Below are 22,238 nucleotides of genomic sequence, written 5' to 3'. Positions count from 1 at the left end.
TTTTTAACTGTTATACTTTAAATATAATGATTCAAGAACTAAAATAAATGAGAAGAAAATATTATATAGTTATTTAATTATAATTAATTTCATCTTCAGTTACAATTTTAATATTCGTTCCAAACTTCTTATATAAGCTATTATCACTGATTGTATTAGGGAATGCCATTGCTAATACTCTTTTAGGTCTTGACATAGCAACATAAATTAACCTTTTGTTTTCGTTAGGAAAGCTGTTATCTGGATTTGAAATATCTTCAAATAGAATGTTACTAGCGTGCTTTCTATCGTTAAAAAATATTAATACTGAATCTAAAGTTTTTCCTTTGACTTGGTGAATAGTAGTAATTGGAATATTGGATTCAGAATATGATTTTTTAAAATGAATGTTTATTGATTCGTTTAATGTTTTTTCTTTGTTGAAAAATTTTGATTTTCTATTTCGCAGATTAAGATCAACATCATAATCTAAATTCAATTTTTCTTTCATAAAGCTTTGAGTTTGACTTGTCCAATCTGCAACTGTCAAATCAAATCTTGGTAGTTCTATTAGAATCTGAAATAAAAGTGAATTAAAAAGATGATTTTCTTTTAAATCTCTTTCGATTTCTTTTAACTGATGGTAGTCACTACTAGGATTTAATAACTTTATAGAAATAGTACGTATTTCGTTTATAGAGTTTTTAATGTCATTACCTAAAAAACGATTTTTTGCTGTAATAATTTCTTTTGGTAGTTCAATTCCCCAAGGTTTTTCTTCTGCTGTTTTTCCTAATAATTTATTCTTTAATGAATTTCCTCTAACTACAATGTTGTTTTTTTTGAAATTGTTAGACGAGCAAAGTTCTTCATAGTGTTTGATGATTGATTGAAGATTGTTTTCAGAGTATTTATAAACAATAATTGAGTTGTCTAAAGTAGGATTGTCAACACAATTTATTTTTGAATCATCTGCTTTTCTAAGTACAGAGAATATGTCAATAATATTTTGAGGAGACCTTCTGTTATCTGTTAAGTCAAAAGAGTTCCAACTATTATCTTCGTTATATTTTTTTAAAAATTCATTTGGATTTGCATCTCTCCACTCATACAGGCTTTGATAAGGGTCACCAATTAGTTCTATGTTTTTTAATCCTTGTTTAGACAATTCTTCAAAAATTGCGTGTTGAATTAAAGAATTATCTTGAGCTTCATCAATTATGATAAAAGGAAATCTTAAGGCTAACCATTGACAAATTTTTGGATTTGTTCTTAAAATATGAAGAGCAATAAATGCCGAATCTCCTGTTGATATTAAACCTTTAGTAAATTGAGTACTCTTTATTAATTTACAATAATTTTTAAATTTTTCTATATCAACTTTTTCTGATGATGGTTGATTTCCTTTTACAGAATAACTGCCGTCAGGTTCAATTCTAATTTCGCTTGGAGGATATAAATGATAGATACTTCTATTATTTTTTGCTTTATATGCATCAAAGTTTAATGGTCTTTTTAAACCTTCTTTTATTTTCCCATCTTTTCCTGTGTATTCTATTTTCCACATATCATCTAAGATATTTGTGTGGTCTAAAATTTTAGGTCTACTGAAATCTCGATTTAAGATATTATAAAAAGGAAGTGTGATAAATTTATTTATAAAACTATCAATAGTGGAAACATGATTAGGAAACCTTAAAATTTTACCACTTAGTTTTGAATAAGATTCATTTATTTCATCTTTTGCAGAGTTTGTAAATGAAAGACAAGCGATACCAGAATAAGAATCAATTTCTTTTGATTGTTCTAACTCTATAATTTTTTGAGCTATTGTAGTTGTTTTACCGCTCCCTGGACAAGCATTTAATATGATTTTTCCTCTTGCCTTTAGATATGCACTTCTTTCTTCATTTAAGTCATAAATCATATTCCTTGTCTTAAATGAGTTAATCCTTCTTGTATATAAGGAGGAATTACAAAAGAACCTTTTGCACTTGCTAAGTTTTCAAGGATATGTATTGAAAAATTTTGAGCGAAGTCGGCTTTTGATGGTAATGCTTTCCATAATAAAATCCCTACTTTTCGTTTTTCAGCTTCTGACATAATATCATTTTCGAATGTTTGACTGTATTCAATGATTTTGTCAATTTTATCTGAGGAGTTTTGATTGACATAATCAAAAAGGAAATTATTAAGTAGTTCTGTACGATTCTCCTTGATATTATGAGTGGCTAATTCATACTCTAAAGTTTTATAAGAGTGAGATATTTTTATGTTATCTGCATTATTTGCAACAGAGTTCAGATTTGCAATCCTAGTTACTTGATTTCCATTTTGTATGTTATCATCTAGCTCTGTTAAAACAGAATAATCTGTTTCTAGTAATTTGTCAAAACTATATTTCGATTCTTTAGAAGATGTAAAACGGTCATCATCTGTCAGTACTGTAATTGGTTTGTTTATTCTTTTACTTTCCTCTTGGTTGTTAAATAAATATAAGAAAGGATAAAAAGATGTTCCTTTTACATTTACTACTTCAACTCTATAATCTTCTAGTTGATAATCGTCTAATCTTGTAAATGAAGAAAGTAAAAGTTCTTCTGAAATCCCTTCTACAAACAATACTGCCTTTGCGTAAAAAAAGTTGAGATTTTGTTACGTCAATATATCGTTCAAGTTTTTTTTGACTTAATTGAAAATCAACATTTCTTAATGGAGTATTTTTAGTAGTATCTTGAATTATATTTTCAGCTAATCTATTTTGAAATTGATGTTCAAGCTTATGAGCTTTCTTATTATCTAATAGAATTAGATTTTTTAAAGGAACTTTTGAAGTTAGAGTAGGAGAATGAGTAGTTATAAATAGTTGACTGTTATCTGAAGTGTTAGCACTAGTTAGAAAGTTATATAAACTTAATTGTAGTTGTGGATGTAAATGGGCTTCAGGTTCTTCAATCAGAAGTGCGTAATGTGGAATTCCATCATCTTTAATCTGTTCTGTTACGTCTCCTAATACAATTGCAATATATATAAGATTGTTTAAGCCTAAACTGTTTTGCCATAAATGAAACCCTTCTTCATTTAAACTATCTCTGTTATGAGGTAAAAATGGTTTTATTGCGTTGACAATATATTCTGTTCTTGAGTCTTCTATTCTAAGACCAATTTTATTGTCTAAAAACCTCTTGAAAATACCTTCTAAATTTTGATTTACGCCTTCTCTAGTGTTTTTGACTTCATCTCTTTCAAGTAACTTAGAATTTGCATCTTTCATTATTTGTTCAATATCAGATTCTGTTTCATTCCTTTTAACGAATCTTTTAATTACTCTTCCTAAAACATTTCCACGAGTACTTAATAAATCACGAGTACTATCTCTTAGTGCCCCTAAATAATAATGTTGAAATAATTCAAATGTTTTGTAGTCAGCTTTTTGACCATCAATATCTCCAGTATTGTATGAAAACTGAGGATATTTCCCATCTTTTTCTTCGTAACTGATTGTTATTTTAGCATAATCCTCAGCAGTATCATCTGGGTCTATTACCATATACTCATAAAAAGCTCCTTTCTGAGCAGTTGTAAGACCTTTAAAAATATATGTTATTGTAATTAGTGTAGCTTTCTCAATATTGATACCAGTGTCAATTATTACTCTTTTTTGATGAAAATCATCTGATGATACTGATATTTCTCTTATTGGTTCACCAATATTGTATAATAATCTTATTGCATCAATTAAAGCTGATTTACAACTTCCGTTTTCTCCAATAATTATATTGATATCAGGGTCAAAATCTGTTTCTACAATTTCAACTCCTTTATAATTTTCTACTTTAATATATGATAGATACATTTTTTATTTTTTGGAATCGTATTTCTGATTTTATTGTTAATTGAGTTACATCACTTTTCCTGCTAAATATTTTTGAACTTCATAAACATCAATGCTTTTATTAAATTTTTTACTCACAGAAGGAATGTTTTCACTTGATATCCAAATTTTTAATTCAGCATCCAAGTCAAAAGTTCCTGAGGTTTCTAGAGAAAATCTAGAGATACTTTTATATGGCATAGATTTGTACTCAACTTTACTTCCTGTTATTCCTTGAACATCAATTAAGATTAAACGCCTGTTTGTAAACATAAATGTATCACGGAAAAGCTTAAAACCTAATTCAATTTCTTCATTTTCAGTAAGTAATCTGCCATATTTTTGATTAAGCTTTTCAGATGAAACCTCACTTGCATTCCCTAACAATTTATTAAATAATCCCATTGCAATTTTTAAATTATATTTTGTATTAATTATTTCTTTCTACCCCCTAAATTTCGGCAAAAAGATTTAATAAAGTTTACGGTTTCCCATAATGTTATCAACTAGTTGTTTACGTATTGTCAACACCATCCAATTTTGTCATTTCGACTTTTCGGAGAAATCACATAAAATCACATGTCCTAAAGTTTATTTTAAGTCTAAGGGATCGCTATTTAAAACAAAAAAAGCCTCACAAAAAGTGAGGCCTTATAAAAAATGTTTTAATAGCTAAAACTTATTTTTCAGTTTCGACAGGAATTGCAATCCCTAAGCTTTTTAAGACTAATTCTGTAATATCAAAATCGTTATCTATGTATGCAAATTCGTTACCAGTTAAGGTTAAAACTTGCGTGTATTTATTAGCTTTGGCAACAGTAGTAATAGCGTTGCTTAATCTTGTATATAAAGGACGCATTAACTCATCTTGCTTTAATTGCATTAGTTGGTTTCCGTTTTGCTGGTATTTTTTAATATCAGCTTCCATTTCTGCTAATTCTGTGTATTCAGCTTGCTTTGCTAATTCCCCAAGTGTTTTTTCATTCTTTTTAAAAGCCTCTATTTTGGCTTTATACGTTTCTACTTTTAGGGTAAAAGAAGAATCTAATTTTGCTCCGTAATTTTGAGATCTTTCTGATACCACTTTTGTTTCTGGCATTAGACTAATAATATATTCACTATCTACTGTACCAACTTTAGACTGTGCAATAGAAATAGAACTAATTAAAGCAAAGGCAATACATATAATTTTTGATTTCATGTTTTTTGATTTTTTTTTATGTAACAAAGATATAAAAGTGAGTGAATTACAAAAGGTTTTACAATTTTGAGATGTTAATTTTATCAGAAATTTTAGCAATAATTGTGTTTATCTCTGTCTGATAATCAAACCACAAGGTTGTTTCATCTCTTTTAAACCAAGTACCTTGTCTTTTTGCAAACCTTCGGGTATTTTTCTTAATTTCTGAAACGGCAAATTCTTTGGTAAAATCACCATCAAAATAAGAGAACAATTCTCTATAGCCAACCGTTTGCAGTGCATTTAAACCTTTGTGTTGGTATAGGTTTTTAGCTTCTTCTAGCAAACCGTTTTCTAACATATTGTCTACACGCATATTTATTCTATTATAAATAATTTCTCGGTCTGCGTCTAAGCCAATTTTAATAGATGTAAAATTTCTAGGAGCTTTGGGTTTATTTTTAAAAGTAGAGTAGGGAATACCAGAACCAATACAAACCTCTAAGGCTCTCATTACCCGTTTAGGGTTTTGTAATTCAATTACATTGTACGTTTCTGGGTCTAGTTCTTTTAATTGTTCTTGCAATACTTCAACGCCTTCTTTTTCTAATTTTAGGGTTAAGGCTTCTCTTATTTTAGGATCTACTTCCGGGAAATAATCCAATCCTTTTAAAACGGCATCTACATACAAACCAGAACCGCCTACCATAATCTGAATAGGGTTTTCTTTAAAAAGATCGTCTAATTTAGTAAGTGTATCTCTTTCAAAAGAACCTACATTATAATCTTCAAAAATACTTCTATTTTGTATAAAATGATGTGCTGCAGCTGCTAATTCATCTGTATCTGGTACCGCAGTACCAATAGTCATTTCTTTGTAAAACTGTCTAGAATCGCAAGAAATAATAGCGCTTTTAAAATGATTGGCTAATTGAATGCTTAAGGCTGTTTTACCAATTGCGGTAGGACCTACAATGGTAATTAAAAAGTTATTAGAAGTCATTTAGTTTAATTTACTACCACAGTTATAACAAAATTCTGCACCGTCTTTATGGTTTTCTTTTGCGCAATTAGGGCAAGCTTGTGTATTTGTATCTATGTTGTTATTTGCGGTTTTTGTCATTTCTGCAGTTACAATTCCTGTAGGAATGGCTATAATTCCGTATCCTAAAATCATGATAATACTTGCAAGAAACTGACCAAAAGGAGTGTGAGGCGCAATGTCTCCATAACCTACAGTTGTTAAAGTAACAATTGACCAATAGATACTAATAGGTATGCTTGTAAATCCGTTTTCCGGACCCTCTACCATGTACATAATGGTTCCTAAAATAACACATAATATGACTATAAAATATAAAAAGACCGAAATTTTGGTTCTACTCATCTTTAGTGCAATCAATAATTTATTAGAAGCACCAATATATCTAGCCAGTTTTAAGATTCTAAAAACTCTTAAGAGTCTTAAAGCTCTTAAAGCAGCTAAATGGTGAGAACCAATTAAAAATAATGAAAGGTATTTTGGAATGGTAGAAAGTAAGTCTATAAGGCCGTAAAAACTAAAGATATATTTTAAAGGTCTTTTTATAGAAACGATTCTTAATACATATTCAATTGAAAAAAGGATGGTAATAACCCATTCTGCTATGTTTAAAAAAGTATGGTACTTAGTGTCAAAGCTTTCAATGCTTTCTAGCATCACTAATAATATACTAGCAAGTATTGCTATTAATAAGACAACATCAAATAATTTACCAGATTTAGTGTCCGCCTCATAAATAATTTCATGAATACGGTATTTCCAAGAGGTATTTTTATAGTTATTTTTCAATTTTTATATAAATTTCTTTTACAATACTACAATTAATTTACTGATATAGCATTTTTTTTAGTCTATTTTTCTCTTTGTTTACAAGGGGTTTCAAAAATAATTAAAAAAAAACAAACTTTTTTAAAACCGTAACAATCTTTTCCTCGTAAGTATCTGTGAGATTCAATTAATAATTAACTTAAAAACTCACACAATGAAAAAAAGTAAAATTTTAGTAGCAACCGCATTTGCAGCGGTTATCGGATTAGTTACAATTGCAGCAGATCATATTGACGCTCCTGCATCTAAAGGAACTACAGCAGACATTACAGACTTCTATGCTTTTCAGGCAGAAGACACAAACAATTTAGTATTTGTTGCCAATGTGCAAGGCTTATTAAGTCCTACTGCATCTGCAACAGCGGCTTTTGCTGAAGACGTTATGGTAGAATTTAATATTGATACTAATAATGACATGGTAGAAGATTTAGTAATTCAGGCAATACCAAGAGATGGTAAAATGTATTTCTTCGGACCTTTTTCTCCATCTGCAACAGGATTAAATAGTACGGTAAATGAAATGGCAACAAAATCTGAAGTAGCAATTACTTCTTACGGAGCTGCACCTGTTATTGGAAATATGAATGGGATGAAAATGTTTGCAGGACCAAGAGACGATCCTTTCTTTATGGATTTTGCACAATATGGTAAAGTAGTAGGCGGTATGGAGCCAGGTTTTAACAGCCCAGGAGCAGATACATTTGCAGGTTCTAATGTACTTTCTATTGTGGTAGAAGTTCCTAAAAGTGAAATAGGAGGTTCTGGTAAAATAAATACTTGGGTAACATCTAACGCAAAACAATAATCTTAACAATCAACTTTAAAAAATAATATCATGAAAATTTATAAAATAAAATATATCGCAGTAGCAGCTTTTTCTCTTTTAGTAATGAGTTGTAGTAATAATGATGATGACGCAACTTCTATGATGGAAGCAGGGACAGATTTTTCTGGAACGTATGCTCAAAAAGATCAAATGGGTAGACCAGCAATAAATACTGTTTTTGTTTCTGCAGATAGTAAAGATGCTTTTAATGCTACTATTCCTTCTATGCAAAGTGCAATGTTTCAGCCAATGTTTGAAACAAATTTAAAAGGTTTAAGCCCTGCTTTTGCAAATGAAGGAGATAAAAATGCATTAGGACAAGAGGCTGCCGCTTTTACAGGTTTATTAGCTACGGATGTTTTAAATGTTTCTTTAGATGGTAAAACAACATTTTATGATGGTGTTGCAGCAAATACACTTTCTGGTAGAGCTTTAGCAGATGATGTAATTACAGTTGAATTATTATTGATTTTTGGTGGTGAAGATTTTTCTGAAAACCCAACTCTTTCTAATGATAACGTAGATGCAAATGATAAAGAATTTTTAACTTCTTTTCCATATTTGGCTTCTCCTTGGTAGAATGTCATTTTAAAACTGGCGCAATTCTTAAGAGAGGCGCCAGTTTTTTTTATTATTAAACTAACTAAAAAATATAAATTATGAAATCTATCCAACTAATTTTATTATTTGTAACTTTTTCAATCGCAACTAGTTGCACTACAGATACCAACAAACAGGTAACAAACGTTAACGATTACAATAGTTATTTAAGTACGCATAACAATAAAGCTTTAGAAAACTCAACATCAGAATTTAATTTCTGGAAAACAAAGCTAAACAATACACCAAACCAATATCCTTATAATGCAAAATTAGCTGCAGCAAATACTACCATGTTTAAAATTACAGGTAATATTGATGCACTAAAAGAAGCAGAACAAAACTTATTAATTGCCAATAAACAAACTAATTATAATAGCGCAGGTTATTTAAGAAGTTTGGCAAGAAACTACATTTCTCAACACCGTTTTAAAGAAGCGCTTGCTTTGGCTACAAAAGCGGAATCTATTGGAGAGAATTTACAACAAACACAATACTTATTAATAGATGTGTATTTAGAATTAGGGAATATCTCTAAGGTTGAAGAATACTTGTCTATTGTTAAAAATTTAAAAGAGTTCGAATATTTAATTAGACTTTCTAAATACAATGATCATATTGGTAACTTAGACAATGCTATTAAATATTTAGAAGCATCTTTAGAGATTTCAAAATCTGCAAAAAACACTTATTTAATGCAGTGGAGTTATACCAATCTTGCAGATTATTATGGGCATGCAGGTAGAATTAAAGATTCTTATAATGCATATTTAAGTGCACTTGCAATAGATGAAAATGATAGTTATGCTAAAAAAGGAATTGCTTGGATTGTTTTTTCTTATGAAAGAAACCCAGCAGAAGCAATGCGTATTTTAGAAACCGTAACCAAAGAAAATGCTGCGCCAGATTATCACTTATTAAAAGCAGAAATAGCTGAATATATGGGAGATACTGCGCAAAAAGAAATAGAGGTTGAAAAATATGTAGCAAAAGTAGCCAATAAAAGTTACGGTGTAATGTATCATAAATACGATGTTTTATTATTTGCAGATGATGACACTAAAAAAGAAATTGCTTTAAAATTAGCGCAACAAGAAGTAGCAGAAAGACCAACAGCACAATCGTATGATTTATTAGCATGGTCTTATTTTAAGAACGGAGACGCTAAAAAAGCATTAGAAATTTCTAGAAACTATGTTATAGGTAAAACCTTTGAGCCAGAAGCATTATTGCACACCGCTCAGATATTAAAAGCGAATGGTGAAATTGAAGAAGCTAGAGTTTTAAAAACAGAATTATTAGGTGCTGTATATGAGTTAGGTCCTTTAACAGAAATTAACATAAAAAATATCTAAATTCGCAAAATTTTAAAAATATGAAAAACAAATTACTATTATTTTTTGCGATAACACTATGTTTACATTCTTTTGGTCAGCAGTTAAAAGGGATTGTTTTAAATCCGCTAAATGAACCTTTAGAAAATGTTTATATTATAAATCAAACCTCTAATGTTCATACACATACAAACGAAGCAGGTAGTTTTATACTTCAAAAAACGGCTGTAGACAATACTTTACAAATAAGTATTTTAGGTTTTGGTACAAAGACGTTAAAAGTTACAGAGCAAGATTTAAAAAACGGAATTACCATAAACCTAGCAACAAAAGTTTTTCAGTTAGAAGAATTGGTCTTGCGTAAAGAAATAAATGCTTTACAAACCTTAACAAATATAGATGTACAAGTAAATCCGGTAAACAATTCTCAAGAAGTTTTAAGAAAAGTTCCTGGTTTATTTATCGGCCAGCATGCTGGTGGTGGAAAAGCAGAACAAATATTTTTAAGAGGTTTTGATATTGATCACGGTACAGATATTGCGCTTTCTGTAGACGGAATGCCAATAAACATGGTTTCTCATGCACACGGACAAGGATATTCTGATTTGCATTTTGTAATACCAGAAACCATACAAAAAATAGATTTTGGAAAAGGACCTTATTACGCAAATCAAGGAGATTTTAATACGGCTGGTTATGTAAATTTTGCTACAAAAACAGCTATTGATAAAAGTATGATATCTGTTGGTTATGGAGATTTTAACTCTCTAAGAACTGTTGGTATGTTTAATTTATTAGAAAACTCTAAAAATAACGATGCCTATGTTGCTGTAGAATATATAGAGTTTGATGGTGCTTACGAATCTCCACAAAACTTTAACAGGTTAAATCTTTTTGCAAAATACAATACGTTTTTAAACGGAAAAGATAAGTTAACATTAACAGCGTCTCATTTTACAAGTTCTTGGGATGCTTCTGGTCAAGTGCCAATTAGAGCCGTAGAAAGCGGATTGATTAACCGCTTTGGTTCTATTGATGATACAGAGGGTGGATTTACTTCTAGATCTAACTTAAATGCACAATTGCAAAAAACGTTAGATAATGGTGCTATTTTAGAAGCAAACACATTTTATTCTAAATATGATTTTGAATTGTATTCTAATTTTACCTTCTTTTTAGACGATGCTATAAACGGAGATCAAATTAAACAATTTGAAGATAGAAGTATTTATGGAATGAATGCAAAGATAATTAGCACAAAAGAGTACGGAAACGTAGAGGCTAAGTACACTAAAGGTATTGGTTTACGTTACGATTTAATTGCTGATAACGAATTATCGCATACAAAAAATAGAAGTGAATTATTAGATAATATTCAATTAGGAGATGTAAAACAAACCAATTTATATGCATTTTTTAACTCAGAATTTGAGATTGGAAAATTTAAAATAGCACCTTCTGTTCGTTTAGATTATTTTAAGTTTTTATACAATGATGCTTTAAATACAACGTATGAAACATTGAGCAAAACAAAGGCAATTGTAAACCCTAAATTGAACTTTTTATATACACAGAACGATAACTTACAGTGGTTTTTAAAATCTGGAATTGGTTTTCATTCTAATGATGCAAGAGTTGTTTTACAAGAAAATGCAGATAAAGTTTTACCTAGAGCGTACGGAGCAGATTTAGGGAATATTTGGAAACCTACTAAGAATTTAGTGTTAAACACAGCAGCTTGGTACTTGTTTTCTGAAGAAGAATTTGTATATGTTGGAGATGCTGGTATTGTAGAACCATCTGGAGAGTCTGAGCGTTTTGGATTGGATTTAGGAATTCGTTACCAATTAACAGATCAAGTTTATTTTGATACAGATGCAACACTTACGCATGCAAGAAGTTTAGAAGCAGCAGATGGTGAAGATTACATTCCGTTAGCGCCAAGTTTTACAATGGCAGGTGGTTTGTCTTTTAGTGATTTAGGTAAATTTTCTGGAGGTTTGCGCTACCGTTATTTAGCAGATAGAGCAGCAAATGAAGATAATTCTATTACTGCAGAAGGATATTTAGTGAGTGATTTTAATATCAATTATAAAGTAAATAAGGATGTTACTTTTGGTATTGCATTAGAAAATATTTTTGATGTAGAATGGAATGAAACTCAGTTTGCAACAGAAAGTAGGTTACAAAATGAAACGGATTCTGTAGAAGAAATTCACTTTACACCAGGGACACCGTTTTTTGCAAAAGCAACAATAACATACACGTTTTAATTGAGTTTTATAAGAATTTAGATAAAACTATAATTCCCACTTTAGCGGAAATAGCGTATAATTTTAGTTAGTTTTAGTTGGATGAAATGTCTATCACAGCAATGTGATAGGCATTTTTATTGATTGTAATAAATATTACTAAGTTGTTTCGGTTAGTTATTTAATGTCCATATTAATGCCTTTTCTTTGGTAGCTCTAAAAATGGTGTTGTGTTGCTCGTTAGAAGCATCTGTATATTTAAAAATTAGGTTTTTATTAGATTGTTCTAACTGGTTATTTAACTCTTTAGCGTGTTTAGAGATATCTGTAGCATCAGAATTAGCAAACCAAAGCTTTTTTTGATGGTTATAATTGTTACTGAATAGCGTTTTAAAATTAGCAACTAAATAATTCTCATTAAACCATAAAGAAGGATCTATTGCAATATAAGCATCAAACATATTATTGTCTAAGAGAAAGGTTTCTACCACAAATAAACCAGCTAAAGATTCGCCAATAATTGCCTTTCTACTGCTTGTTCTATATTTTTTATTGATTGCTATAAATAATTCATTTTTAATAAAATTTCTAAAGTCGTTTGCACCACCGGCATTCGGTATATAACTTAAATCATATTCAATTTTTGTAGGTCCACATAAATCTCGTCCTCGTTTGGTGTTTTCTATGCCCACTAAAATATAAGAAGGTATTTTATTTTCTTTAATTAATTTAGCTAATGTATTGGCTACATGCGGAAAATCTTCTTTAATTCCGCCATCTGGCATATATAAAACAGGAAAGCTATCTACTGTTTGGTTGTAATTTGGTGGTGTCCAAATATTAATGATTCTGTCTTCGTGTACAAATTTAGAAGCAATGGTTAAACTATCATGTTTAGGAATTGGATCATTATAAACAATCTCTTTCTTACATCCAATTGTAATAGTGATAAGCAGCAAACAAAAGATTATATTTCTCATTTATATGATTTTTTTATAGGTTGAAGGTATTTTAGATACAAAACTATTTCTTTAGCTAATATAGTTTTTTTTAAAACAAATATCTAAACAGTTGTTTATTAGTGTATTGTGAGTTAAAAAAGTGACATTTTTTATAAAGGATTACTTCTTAAAATAAATTGAAAATTATGCAAGTTTAATTGTTTAGAGAAAACTTAAATATTGCTAAACTTGTTTATTTTATAGGATAATTTTTAATTATTCAACAATAAATATTCCTTATTTTATTGATATTGTAATTTTATAGATTTTAGTTATTTTTGAATTATATACTAATATTAATATTTTTTTCTTATGAAGTTTAACCTATTATTCAGTTTTTTATTCGTTTTTTTATCAAGTATTATGTATTCTCAAAATTCTAATTCAGACATCAAAGTAGGAGATGTTTTTGTAGTAGGAGAGGTGATTAATAACAATTATAAACATATCAATTTTCCTAGAGCAAACTTTATTATTAAAAAAGGTGGACTTGCAAATTACAAAAATGTAAAAGGAGAAAAAGTTCAAATAAAGTCAATCAAAGAAAGCAAAAACGGAGCTTTAATTGCAACCATTGAGTTAGCTTCTAAAAAGAAATTTTTCAATAGCCATAAATACATTAAAGTAAATATTAATGAAGCAATTTTACAAAAGGAGTTATTAAAAAATTAATAGTATTCTTTTTTCTTTAGTTTAGGCTTTCTTTTTAGGAAGCCTTTTTTTTGTTTAAAATTTAAAAAAAGAAGTAGGTAAATAAATATCTACTCTTTATTTAGCTTAACTTGTTGTATTCTTTTAGTGATTAAATTTGTTATCGTCAGTTCGAGCGCAGTCGAGAACTATTAAACTATTAAAATAGGTTTAGACTGAATTTAACCATACATATTACTTGTTTTATACAAAATTCTATGCAGTTAACTATATTTCTCTAAAGAATGCATTTAATTGGAGGGAAGCTTAAGGTTTATACGTTATTGGATTTTCTTTTTTGATGGTATTTTCGTCTCGTTTTTATTATTTTATACCTAAAATCATCAAAGAATAAGCTTGCTAACAAAAACAGTGCTGCTAAAATTAAAGTATTTAATTTTAAATCTAATTTAGAATAGAAAAAGCCCCCCGTTAAACCGCCTGCAAAAAAGAAGAGGATAATGTAAGTTCTAAGTTTAATATTAGATTTTAATTTTTTTTTCTGTGCTGTCAATTTAGGAAAACACAATAAAGAAAGATCGATCCCTAAATCTGTAAACAAACCCGTTAAATGTGTAGTTCTTACAACAGCGTTAGATATTTTAGTTACAAATGAATTCTGTAAACCCATTGCAAAAAGCAACAAACAGATAAGTAGGTTTGCATATTTTAATTCCATAATATTACTAATAAGACCTATAGAAATTAAAACAAGACATTCAATAACTGTAGGTAATACAAATACATTCAGTTTTTTGTTTTCACTATATTTTTCTATCAAAAAGCTAGATAAAAACGAACCAAATAAAAAAGAGAAAATATAGAGGAAGTAAATGGTGCCTTTCCAGAAATCAAAATTAGCAACATCATAAATAAACAAAGCAAAATGACCTGTAACATTTGTAGTTAATTGTTTAAATGCCAAATAACCGCTCACATTTACAATTCCTGCTACAAAAGAAAGTATAGTTGCAATTCTTAAATTATGTTTTAAAGTTCTGCTTTTACCTTGATGTCTAAACATTTGTTTTCGTTTATTCTTAGCTTTTATAAGACACGTAAAATTAACACATTTTAGAGTGTATAAAAATTCTATAAAGTATAAATTATAAGTAGAAGGTAAAGTTAGTATTTTTGAATGATTCTGCTTTTATATACCATCTGTTTATTAGATAAGATTATTTAAAAGTAGTAAACTTATCAATCTACATTTCTTTAATATTGATAAAGTTGTTGACTTTCAATAGGTGAGATGCTGAATCAAATTTAGTATGACAAGATTATTTTTTAATCAAGAAAACTATAGAAAAATGATGATTATAATAAACCTAAGATACTACGGCACCTAAAGTATATAATTGCTCTAGATTAGGAGATACACTACCACCTGCAGGCTCTAAGGTAATACCAAATGCCTCAGATTCGTTAGCATTTTCTATGGTAAATATTTTGTTGGTATCTGCCATAAAAGTGTCTATTGTACCTAAACTTGTTGGTGTTAAAGGATTTAATTTTAAAGACCAAACTTGGTATACCTTTCCTTTTGGAGGTGCTGGCAATCCTTTAGCATCTAAATAAATACTTTTTGTTTTTTTATCCCAATATACCTTTGCATAAGAGGTTGGAGATACTTTTTGACCCGCTAACGGTACAGAAACAATGTCTTTATCTCTAAAGATGTCAATTAATTTTTCTGCAGCTGCTAAACTGTTAGAAGCTTTGTCTATTTGTTCTTCTAATTGTTGTTTTTCTGTAGCAACCTGATCTTTAAGTTGGTTGTTTTGTGTAAGTGACCAAATAAGAACACTTCCTATTAATAAAGAAGCTGCCCAACCACTATATTGTAACCAATTTGTTTTCGGTTTTGTAATAGAGATTACTTTTGGTTCTTCAACCTTCAATTTATTTTTTATGTCTGAAAAGGAATATGGAGCATCTTTTTTAGCAGCAGCAGTTAATTTTGCAATTGCTTTTTCTATGGATACAACTTCGGCCAAAACTTCTGGGTATTCTTTAATTTTAGCATGCACTTCCTCGTTTTCCTTTTCAGAAAGCGAGCCTGCAACATACAGTTCTAAAATTCCAGATGTTATGTATTCTTTTATATTCATTATTTAAACTCCAAGCATAGAGCGTAATTCGCTTATGCAATTTCTATTTCTTGTTTTAATGGTGCCAATTGGCATTTCTAATTCTTCAGAGGCTTCTTTTTGTGTAAACCCTTTAAAATATAATAATTCAATTACTGCTTTACACTTGTCTCCTAATTTGATAACAAACTCTTTTAAGCCAATTGTATCAGTGGCAGTATCTAAACTTTCACTGGTCTCTAATATATCTACGAAAAAATCTGCGTTATGGTTTTGTTTAGACTGTTTAAAATTTTTAGAGCGTGTATAATCTATAGCTGCATTTCTTGCAATGTTTAGTATCCACGTAAAAAAACGGCCTTTTTTAGAAGAATAAGTATCTGCTTTATTCCAAGCTTTTATAAAAACATCTTGTGTAATTTCTTGCGCAACGTCATCATTTTTAACAATGTTATTTACAATACCAGAAATACTATCACAATACATATTGTATAGTTTTTCATAGGCCTTTACGTCCTTTTGTTGAAATTGTAAAATTAGTTGCTCTAAATTCATAAAATGTATCTGCTGCTAATCTATTAAATAAAATTGATATGCAAGCATTTTATTATCGCTATAATAAACATAATATAATTTCTTCTAGAACTAATTTTAAATCTTTGGTATTTTAGATTGAAACTCCAAACCGTTACTACTTAAATCGAGAGATAAAACACTGTAAGTATATATTATAACAGATTCAACTTTTATATTAGGCAGTATAAAATTTTTAACCGTAAAAGTATCTCGTTCTTTAGTAGGAAAGAGGTCCTTATCTTTAATATAGAGTAGGTTTACTAAGTTTAAAATTTTTATTTATAATCTAATAATTTTCTGTACTTTATTTTTGTTGATGTAATTTTTGATAATATTTTTTGCTTGTACCTTGTTTTCAATAGGAGTTAATATTTTTTTTAAAATATCTAACTTACTTTCTTGGTTACTTAAGTTTGTATAACCACAACCAAAAACCTCGTTATTTTCTATTAAAATTACCGCATTTTCTTCTACTTCTCTTCCTTTTTCAATGATCATAAAATTCTCATTGTTAAAGTCTTGATTAATAATTTTGGGACTCTTTTTAAAGTTAAACTTAGGCGTTAATGTATCTAATTCAATAGCATATTTTAAACGGGTAAAAAGTTCATTACCTGTTTTGTCAAAGGAGATAGATTGTGCTCTTTCCTGAATTTTAACAGCTCTTTTTGTTACTTTTAAAAAGAGGTTATTTACTTCCGATTTAATATTCTTTCCTTTTCCAATAAAAAGAACTCTACCTTCTTTATCATGAATGTAATACACACCTTGTACCGTTGGTATTTCTTCTATTAAACTTCTTAGTTTTTGTTTTTGATGTCTTCTATCAAAGTATTTAATAGAACTTTGTATAATACTTTTATTTGTGTCTTTTTCTAACAGTAACTTAAATAATTGTACGGTTGCCAAGGCGTCTCCAGAAGCTCTATGTCTATCTGTAATAGGTATACCTAAAGATTTGGTAAGTTTTCCTAAACTGTAAGAAGGTTGGTCTAAAATTAATTTCTGACTTAATTCTACCGTACACAAAGTATTTCTATTAAAGTCGTACCCTAATCGATCAAATTCTGTACTTAAAATTCTATAATCGAAAGTGGTATTATGAGCCACTAAAATACAATCTGAAGTAATTTCTATAATACGTTTAGCAACTTCATAGAATTTGGGTGCATTTTTAAGCATTTTATTATTAATGCCCGTAAGTTTTACAACAAATTCTTGTATGGGTTTTTCTGGATTTACTAAGCTAATAAATTGATCTACTGTAGTGTGCCCGTCAAATTTATAGATAGCAATTTCCGTGATGCCTTCTTCATTAAATTTTCCTCCTGTGGTTTCAATATCTAAAATTGCGTACAAAGTCTTTTTCTTTTATGATAAAATTAAGCATTATAATTTCTTTGACCAAATATAGAACTACCAATTCTTACCATATTACTGCCATTTTCTATAGCAAGCATATAATCTCCACTCATTCCCATAGATAAAGTTTCTAGTTCGCAGTTTTCAGTTGCAGTTTTCAGTTTGTGTGTGTCGAAGAAGGTTTTTAGAGAAGAGAATTCTTCTTTTAACTGTTGCTTATTGTCTGTAAACGTGGCCATTCCCATAAAACCAGTGATTTTTATATTCTTTAATTCAGCAAATGCTTCGGATGCTAAAATTGTATTAATTTCATCAAAAGATAAACCAAATTTAGTGTCTTCTTTGGCTATTTTTACTTGTAATAAACAGTTGATAACTTTATCATGTTTTTTTGCTTGCTTGTTAATTTCCTTTAAAGTAGAAAATTTATCAACTCCATGAATTAAATCTACAAAATGTGCCATGTACTTAACCTTATTACTCTGTAAATGACCAATCATGTGCCACTGAATGTCTTTGGGTAAGGCATCATATTTATCTACCATTTCCTGAATTTTATTCTCGCCAAAAATACGCTGTCCTGCAGCATAAGCTTCTTGCAAGTCTTCTAAAGGTTTGGTTTTAGAGACGGCAACTAAAGTTACATTTTGTGGTAATGATTGTTTTATTTCTAATAGGTTTTCTTTAATCATGTTTTCTTTTTTGTAATTCAGACGAAGATTATAAACACTAAGTATGTATGAGATTTCTCAATCGCTTAAAAAAGTTCATTTCGAAATGACAGCGGTTATCATTGTTTATTAACTAGCTGCCACTTCGAGTGAAATTATGTATTTAAGAGTTTATTCAGAAACTTTTCTAATTCTTTAACAAAGCAATAATCTGGTTTGCCAATTCAACTCCAATTCTATCTTGTGCCTCTTTGGTTGCAGCCCCAATATGCGGAGTTAAAGAAATTTCTGGATTCATTAATAATTGCACTGCCGGAGTAGGCTCTGTTTCAAAAACGTCTAAACCAGCAAATTGTACTTTACCACTTTCTATAGCCTTTACTAAATCTACTTCATGTAAAATACCACCTCTTGCCGTATTTATAATACCTACACCATCTTTCATTTTTTCAAATTCTGATGCCGTAATAATATAATCTTCTTGATCTGGAGTATGTAAAGTAATAAAGTCCGACTCTTTTAAAAGCTCTTCTTTATCTACCGTTTCAATAACAAAAGTAGTTTTTTGACCGTTAAAAAACTCTAAAGTAATTGGTGCACTTGTTACTTGATCATCTGTAGCTAAAACATTCATTCCTATTCCAATAGCTATTTTAGCAACTTCCTGACCGATACGTCCAAAACCAATAATACCAATGGTTTTACCTCTTAATTCAATTCCTTCAGAATATGCTTTTTTCAATTCTTTAAAACGAGAATCTCCTTCTAAAGGCATTTCTCTGTTAGAAGAATGTAAAAAACGCGCCATTCCAAAAAGATGAGCAAAAACTAACTCAGCCACAGAGCCAGAAGAAGCTTTTGGTGTATTAATTACATGTAAACCATTATCTTCTGCATATTCTACATCTATATTGTCTAAGCCAACACCACCACGTCCAATTAATTTTAAACTTGGGCAAGCTTCCATTAATTCTTGTCTTACTTGTGTTGCACTTCTTACTAAAATTGCATCAACATTGTTTTCATTGATATAATTTTCTAACTGATTTTGTGCTACTTTTATGTCTAGTACTTCAAATCCTCCTTTTTCTAAAGCATCTATTCCGCTTTTAGAAATTCCATCGTTCGCTAATATTTTCATGGCCCATCCCAACCTTCCCAAAGGGAAGGAGTTTTATTTATTATTTATATTATTTTGTATTATCTTCAAACTTTATAAGTTTAAAAAGTACTCTTTTTTTGTTTGTTAGGTCAAACCCTCAACAGTGAGAGTTCCTCTCCTTCGGAGAGGCTAGGAGAGGCTTTTCATTACATCAACCAAAGCTTGTACACTATATAAAGGCAATGCATTATACATACTTGCTCTATAACCACCAACACTTCTGTGTCCATTTATTCCGCTAATTCCAGCTTCTTTGCACATGGTATCAAATTTCTCTTTTAAAGAATCATCTGTTAAAGTAAAAGTAGCATTCATGGTACTTCTGTCTTCTTTGGCTACAATTCCTTTAAATAAAGGATTTCTATCAATTTCAGAATATAAAAGTGCTGCCTTTTTATTGTTTACTTCTTCAATAAATTCAATTCCGCCTAAATCTTTTAACCACTGTAAGGTTAACATAGAAACATAGATTGCAAATACAGAAGGTGTATTAAACATACTATCTTTATCAATATGAATTTGATAGTTTAACATAGAAGGAATATGTCTTTCTACCTTACCTAAGATTTCTTCTTTAATAATGACTAAAGTGGCACCAGCTGGACCCATATTTTTCTGAGCACCTGCATAAATAAGATCGAATTTTTCAAAGTCTAATTGACGAGAAAAAATATCTGAACTCATATCACAAACCAAAGGAATATTCGTTTCCGGAAAATCTTTCATCTGCGTACCAGCAACTGTATTGTTACTTGTACAGTGAAAATAATCTGCATCTTTTGGAATGGTATATCCTTTAGGAATATAGTTATACCCTTTATCTTTAGAAGAACCAACTTCTACAACTTCTCCGAATGCTTTTGCTTCTTTTTGAGCTTTATCTGCCCAAGTTCCCGTATTTAAATACGCTGCTTTTTTATCTAACAAATTGTATGCAACCATTAAAAACTCTAAGCTTGCACCACCTTGTAAAAACAAAGCTTGATAGCCTTTATTTTCTAAACCTAACAATTCTAAAGCCAAAGAACGTGCTTTTTCAATTACTTCTACAAAAGGCTTACTTCTGTGAGAAATTTCTATTAATGATAAATTATCATCATTAAAATTTAAGATTGCTTCTGATGCTTTTTGCAACACTTCTTGTGGTAAAATACAAGGACCTGCACTAAAATTATGTTTTTTCACTTGAATAAAATTAAGTTTTACTACTTTTATTATAATAAAATTAAGTCAGCAAATAAGCTAACGTTAATTTTGTTTTTAAATTCCCTCTGCAAGGGTTATATTGTTGATAAAAATTCTAAAGTATTTACACCATCTGCATAATCTGTTAACTCAGGATGTTGCGTTTGTCCAAAAGCAATTTCATTTTCTATAAAGTCTTTGGCAACAATACACTGAATCTTCTCTTTATCTTGATGTAATTTTATTTTTAAATCTGTTTCATTGTCGTAATATTCATAGAATATCGTGGCAATAGGAGAGGCGTAGCTTTCATCTTCTTTAATCATTAGAAAACCATTTTCTAACAAATCAAACAAGCTCATTAAATACACCGCTTTGTTATAATCGTAATTATTCGCATATTTTGCGTTCTCAATCATGTCTTTCTTAGCATACATTCCTGTAAAGAAAGCATCAAAATTATAACCTTTAGGTACATATAATTTAGAAACAGATCTGCAACCTAAACCAAAATATTGAAAAACATCATCAGATAATTTAACAAAATCCTCTTCGGTTTCTTTTCCGGTGATAACTGCCACGGAGTTTCTACTTTTTCTAATAATATTTGGTTTATTTTTGAAATAATATTCAAAATAACGCGCAGTATTATCGCTTCCAGTAGCGATAACTGCATCAAAATCTGTTAGTTTTTCTTCCGTAAAAGTGATTTTTCCCTTAAAAGTAGGTTCTACATACTCTAAATACTTTGCTAAAAAGGGTAATAAGTGTTTATCACTAGAAGATTGCTTTACCAATACCGAATGACCAGATATTAATACCGATAAAAAATCATGAAAACCTACCAATGGTATGTTTCCTGCCATTACAATTGCTACTTTTTTTGATGATTTAATAGTTGAATCAAAACTTTCGATAAACTTATTTAAGTTATTTTCTGTTAGTGATTTATGTAGGCTATTTAAAGAGAATAAAAGATTGTCTTTTGTAAACCAAGAATTCTTTTCTTGTGCTAATTTTATCTGATGTAAAAAGCCATCAAAAAAGATTTCATTATGTTCAATATTATCGATTTTTTTTATTTTATCGATAGAAAACTGCCCTAAAAAGGCGCCTAATTTTGCGAAAGCAATAATTCTGTTTTGAATACTATCCATTTATTTTGGTTGTCTATTATTTTGGCTTTATTTTTGCAATTGCAAAGGTACAAAAACAGAACAGAAAATTATGGCAATTATAATAACAGATGAATGTATAAATTGTGGGGCATGTGAACCAGAATGTCCTAACACTGCAATTTATGAAGGAGCAGATGATTGGAAATATTCAGACGGAACAGATTTGAAAGGAAATGCGGTTTTACCAAATGGTAAATCAGTAAATGCCGACGATGTTCAAGAACCAGTTTCTGATGAAATTTATTACATCGTTCCAGATAAGTGTACAGAATGTAAAGGTTTTCATGATGAGCCACAATGTGCTGCAGTATGTCCTGTAGATTGTTGTGTGCCAGATGACGACGTTGTAGAAACTGAAGAGGAGTTGTTAGACAAGCAAAAGTTTATGCATAACAACTAATTAATATT

The 22,238-nt window shown here is 29.6% G+C and carries 20 protein-coding genes and 2 pseudogenes; 6 read left to right on the top strand and 16 right to left on the bottom strand.

Annotated features, from left to right (window positions below):
- Window positions 1-73: 73 nt before the first annotated feature.
- The 7 genes from KV700_RS03350 to KV700_RS03320 all read right to left on the bottom strand — a co-directional run bounded on the left by KV700_RS03350 (window position 74) and on the right by KV700_RS03320 (window position 6,864).
- Entirely contained in the window at window positions 74-1,906 is a 1,833-nt protein-coding gene (locus KV700_RS03350) for an ATP-dependent helicase (protein ID WP_218599166.1), read from the bottom strand.
- The gene (locus tag KV700_RS03345; protein ID WP_218599165.1) at window positions 1,903-2,601 is read right to left on the bottom strand and encodes an ATP-dependent endonuclease; all 699 of its coding nucleotides are present in this window, start codon (window positions 2,599-2,601) and stop codon (window positions 1,903-1,905) included. The genes KV700_RS03350 and KV700_RS03345 overlap by 4 nt, the downstream gene beginning before the upstream one ends.
- Window positions 2,522-3,835 (bottom strand): ATP-dependent endonuclease, encoded by a 1,314-nt coding sequence (locus KV700_RS03340; protein ID WP_218599163.1) that lies wholly within the window; start codon window positions 3,833-3,835, stop codon window positions 2,522-2,524. Before KV700_RS03340 ends, KV700_RS03345 begins: the two co-directional genes overlap by 80 nt.
- A 45-nt stretch (window positions 3,836-3,880) precedes the next feature.
- On the bottom strand, window positions 3,881-4,258 hold the full coding sequence (locus KV700_RS03335) for a PH domain-containing protein (RefSeq protein ID WP_218599162.1): 378 nt from the start codon (window positions 4,256-4,258) through the stop codon (window positions 3,881-3,883).
- A 274-nt stretch (window positions 4,259-4,532) separates the two neighbouring features.
- Window positions 4,533-5,054 carry an OmpH family outer membrane protein gene (locus KV700_RS03330; RefSeq protein WP_218599161.1) on the bottom strand — a complete coding sequence of 174 codons (522 nt, stop codon included), beginning with the start codon at window positions 5,052-5,054 and terminating at the stop codon, window positions 4,533-4,535.
- A gap of 58 nt (window positions 5,055-5,112) precedes the next feature.
- A complete protein-coding gene (gene miaA, locus KV700_RS03325) occupies window positions 5,113-6,036 on the bottom strand; it encodes a tRNA (adenosine(37)-N6)-dimethylallyltransferase MiaA (RefSeq protein WP_218599160.1) in 924 nt (307 codons plus the stop codon).
- A complete protein-coding gene (locus KV700_RS03320; RefSeq protein ID WP_166387516.1) occupies window positions 6,037-6,864 on the bottom strand; it encodes an ion transporter in 828 nt (275 codons plus the stop codon).
- A gap of 193 nt (window positions 6,865-7,057) precedes the next feature.
- Between KV700_RS03320 and KV700_RS17225 the strand changes: the two are divergent.
- The 4 genes and pseudogenes from KV700_RS17225 to KV700_RS03300 form a co-directional block, all read left to right on the top strand.
- Window positions 7,058-7,330, top strand: a pseudogene (locus KV700_RS17225) (DUF4331 family protein); the annotation flags it as partial.
- A pseudogene (locus tag KV700_RS03310) lies at window positions 7,319-8,308 on the top strand (DUF4331 family protein). The pseudogenes KV700_RS17225 and KV700_RS03310, both read left to right, overlap by 12 nt.
- A gap of 80 nt (window positions 8,309-8,388) precedes the next feature.
- Window positions 8,389-9,684: a cell surface protein gene (locus KV700_RS03305; RefSeq protein WP_218599159.1), complete on the top strand. Its 1,296-nt coding sequence runs from the start codon at window positions 8,389-8,391 to the stop codon at window positions 9,682-9,684.
- Between the two features lie 20 nt (window positions 9,685-9,704).
- On the top strand, window positions 9,705-11,936 hold the full coding sequence (locus tag KV700_RS03300) for a TonB-dependent receptor plug domain-containing protein (protein ID WP_218599157.1): 2,232 nt from the start codon (window positions 9,705-9,707) through the stop codon (window positions 11,934-11,936).
- 152 nt (window positions 11,937-12,088) lie between these two features.
- On the opposite strand, the gene KV700_RS03295 is transcribed toward KV700_RS03300, so the two are convergent.
- A complete protein-coding gene (locus tag KV700_RS03295; RefSeq protein ID WP_218599155.1) occupies window positions 12,089-12,895 on the bottom strand; it encodes an alpha/beta hydrolase in 807 nt (268 codons plus the stop codon).
- Between the two features lie 333 nt (window positions 12,896-13,228).
- Between KV700_RS03295 and KV700_RS03290 the strand changes: the two genes are divergently transcribed.
- Window positions 13,229-13,588: a dihydroorotase gene (locus tag KV700_RS03290; protein ID WP_166387504.1), complete on the top strand. Its 360-nt coding sequence runs from the start codon at window positions 13,229-13,231 to the stop codon at window positions 13,586-13,588.
- Between the two features lie 292 nt (window positions 13,589-13,880).
- On the opposite strand, the gene KV700_RS03285 is transcribed toward KV700_RS03290, so the two are convergent.
- The 8 genes from KV700_RS03285 to KV700_RS03250 all read right to left on the bottom strand — a co-directional run bounded on the left by KV700_RS03285 (window position 13,881) and on the right by KV700_RS03250 (window position 21,809).
- Window positions 13,881-14,630, bottom strand: coding sequence for a YoaK family protein (locus KV700_RS03285; RefSeq protein WP_218599154.1), 750 nt, complete (start codon window positions 14,628-14,630; stop codon window positions 13,881-13,883).
- Between the two features lie 304 nt (window positions 14,631-14,934).
- Window positions 14,935-15,717, bottom strand: coding sequence for an anti-sigma factor (locus KV700_RS03280; protein WP_166387500.1), 783 nt, complete (start codon window positions 15,715-15,717; stop codon window positions 14,935-14,937).
- Window positions 15,718-15,720: 3 nt separating this feature from the next.
- Window positions 15,721-16,251, bottom strand: a complete 531-nt coding sequence (locus KV700_RS03275; protein ID WP_218599153.1) for an RNA polymerase sigma factor — start codon at window positions 16,249-16,251, stop codon at window positions 15,721-15,723.
- Window positions 16,252-16,551: 300 nt separating this feature from the next.
- Window positions 16,552-17,631, bottom strand: coding sequence for an exonuclease domain-containing protein (locus KV700_RS03270; RefSeq protein WP_218599152.1), 1,080 nt, complete (start codon window positions 17,629-17,631; stop codon window positions 16,552-16,554).
- Between the two features lie 23 nt (window positions 17,632-17,654).
- The gene (locus KV700_RS03265; RefSeq protein ID WP_218599150.1) at window positions 17,655-18,326 is read right to left on the bottom strand and encodes a YggS family pyridoxal phosphate-dependent enzyme; all 672 of its coding nucleotides are present in this window, start codon (window positions 18,324-18,326) and stop codon (window positions 17,655-17,657) included.
- Between the two features lie 166 nt (window positions 18,327-18,492).
- On the bottom strand, window positions 18,493-19,446 hold the full coding sequence (locus KV700_RS03260) for a D-2-hydroxyacid dehydrogenase (RefSeq protein WP_218599809.1): 954 nt from the start codon (window positions 19,444-19,446) through the stop codon (window positions 18,493-18,495).
- Window positions 19,447-19,596: 150 nt separating this feature from the next.
- A complete protein-coding gene (serC, locus tag KV700_RS03255) occupies window positions 19,597-20,652 on the bottom strand; it encodes a 3-phosphoserine/phosphohydroxythreonine transaminase (RefSeq protein WP_218599149.1) in 1,056 nt (351 codons plus the stop codon).
- A gap of 95 nt (window positions 20,653-20,747) precedes the next feature.
- Window positions 20,748-21,809 carry an acyl-CoA reductase gene (locus KV700_RS03250; protein ID WP_218599148.1) on the bottom strand — a complete coding sequence of 354 codons (1,062 nt, stop codon included), beginning with the start codon at window positions 21,807-21,809 and terminating at the stop codon, window positions 20,748-20,750.
- Window positions 21,810-21,879: 70 nt separating this feature from the next.
- Here KV700_RS03250 and KV700_RS03245 point away from each other — a divergent pair, with 70 nt between their 5' ends.
- Complete coding sequence (locus KV700_RS03245; protein WP_166387488.1) at window positions 21,880-22,230, top strand: 4Fe-4S dicluster domain-containing protein; 351 nt, start codon at window positions 21,880-21,882, stop codon at window positions 22,228-22,230.
- Window positions 22,231-22,238: the final 8 nt, after the last annotated feature.

The organism is Polaribacter sp. NJDZ03 (assembly GCF_019263805.1).
Taxonomy (GTDB): Bacteria; Bacteroidota; Bacteroidia; order Flavobacteriales; family Flavobacteriaceae; genus Polaribacter.
The sequence above is the reverse complement of the archived record's forward strand: the minus strand, read 5'-3'. Positions and strand labels throughout refer to the sequence as shown.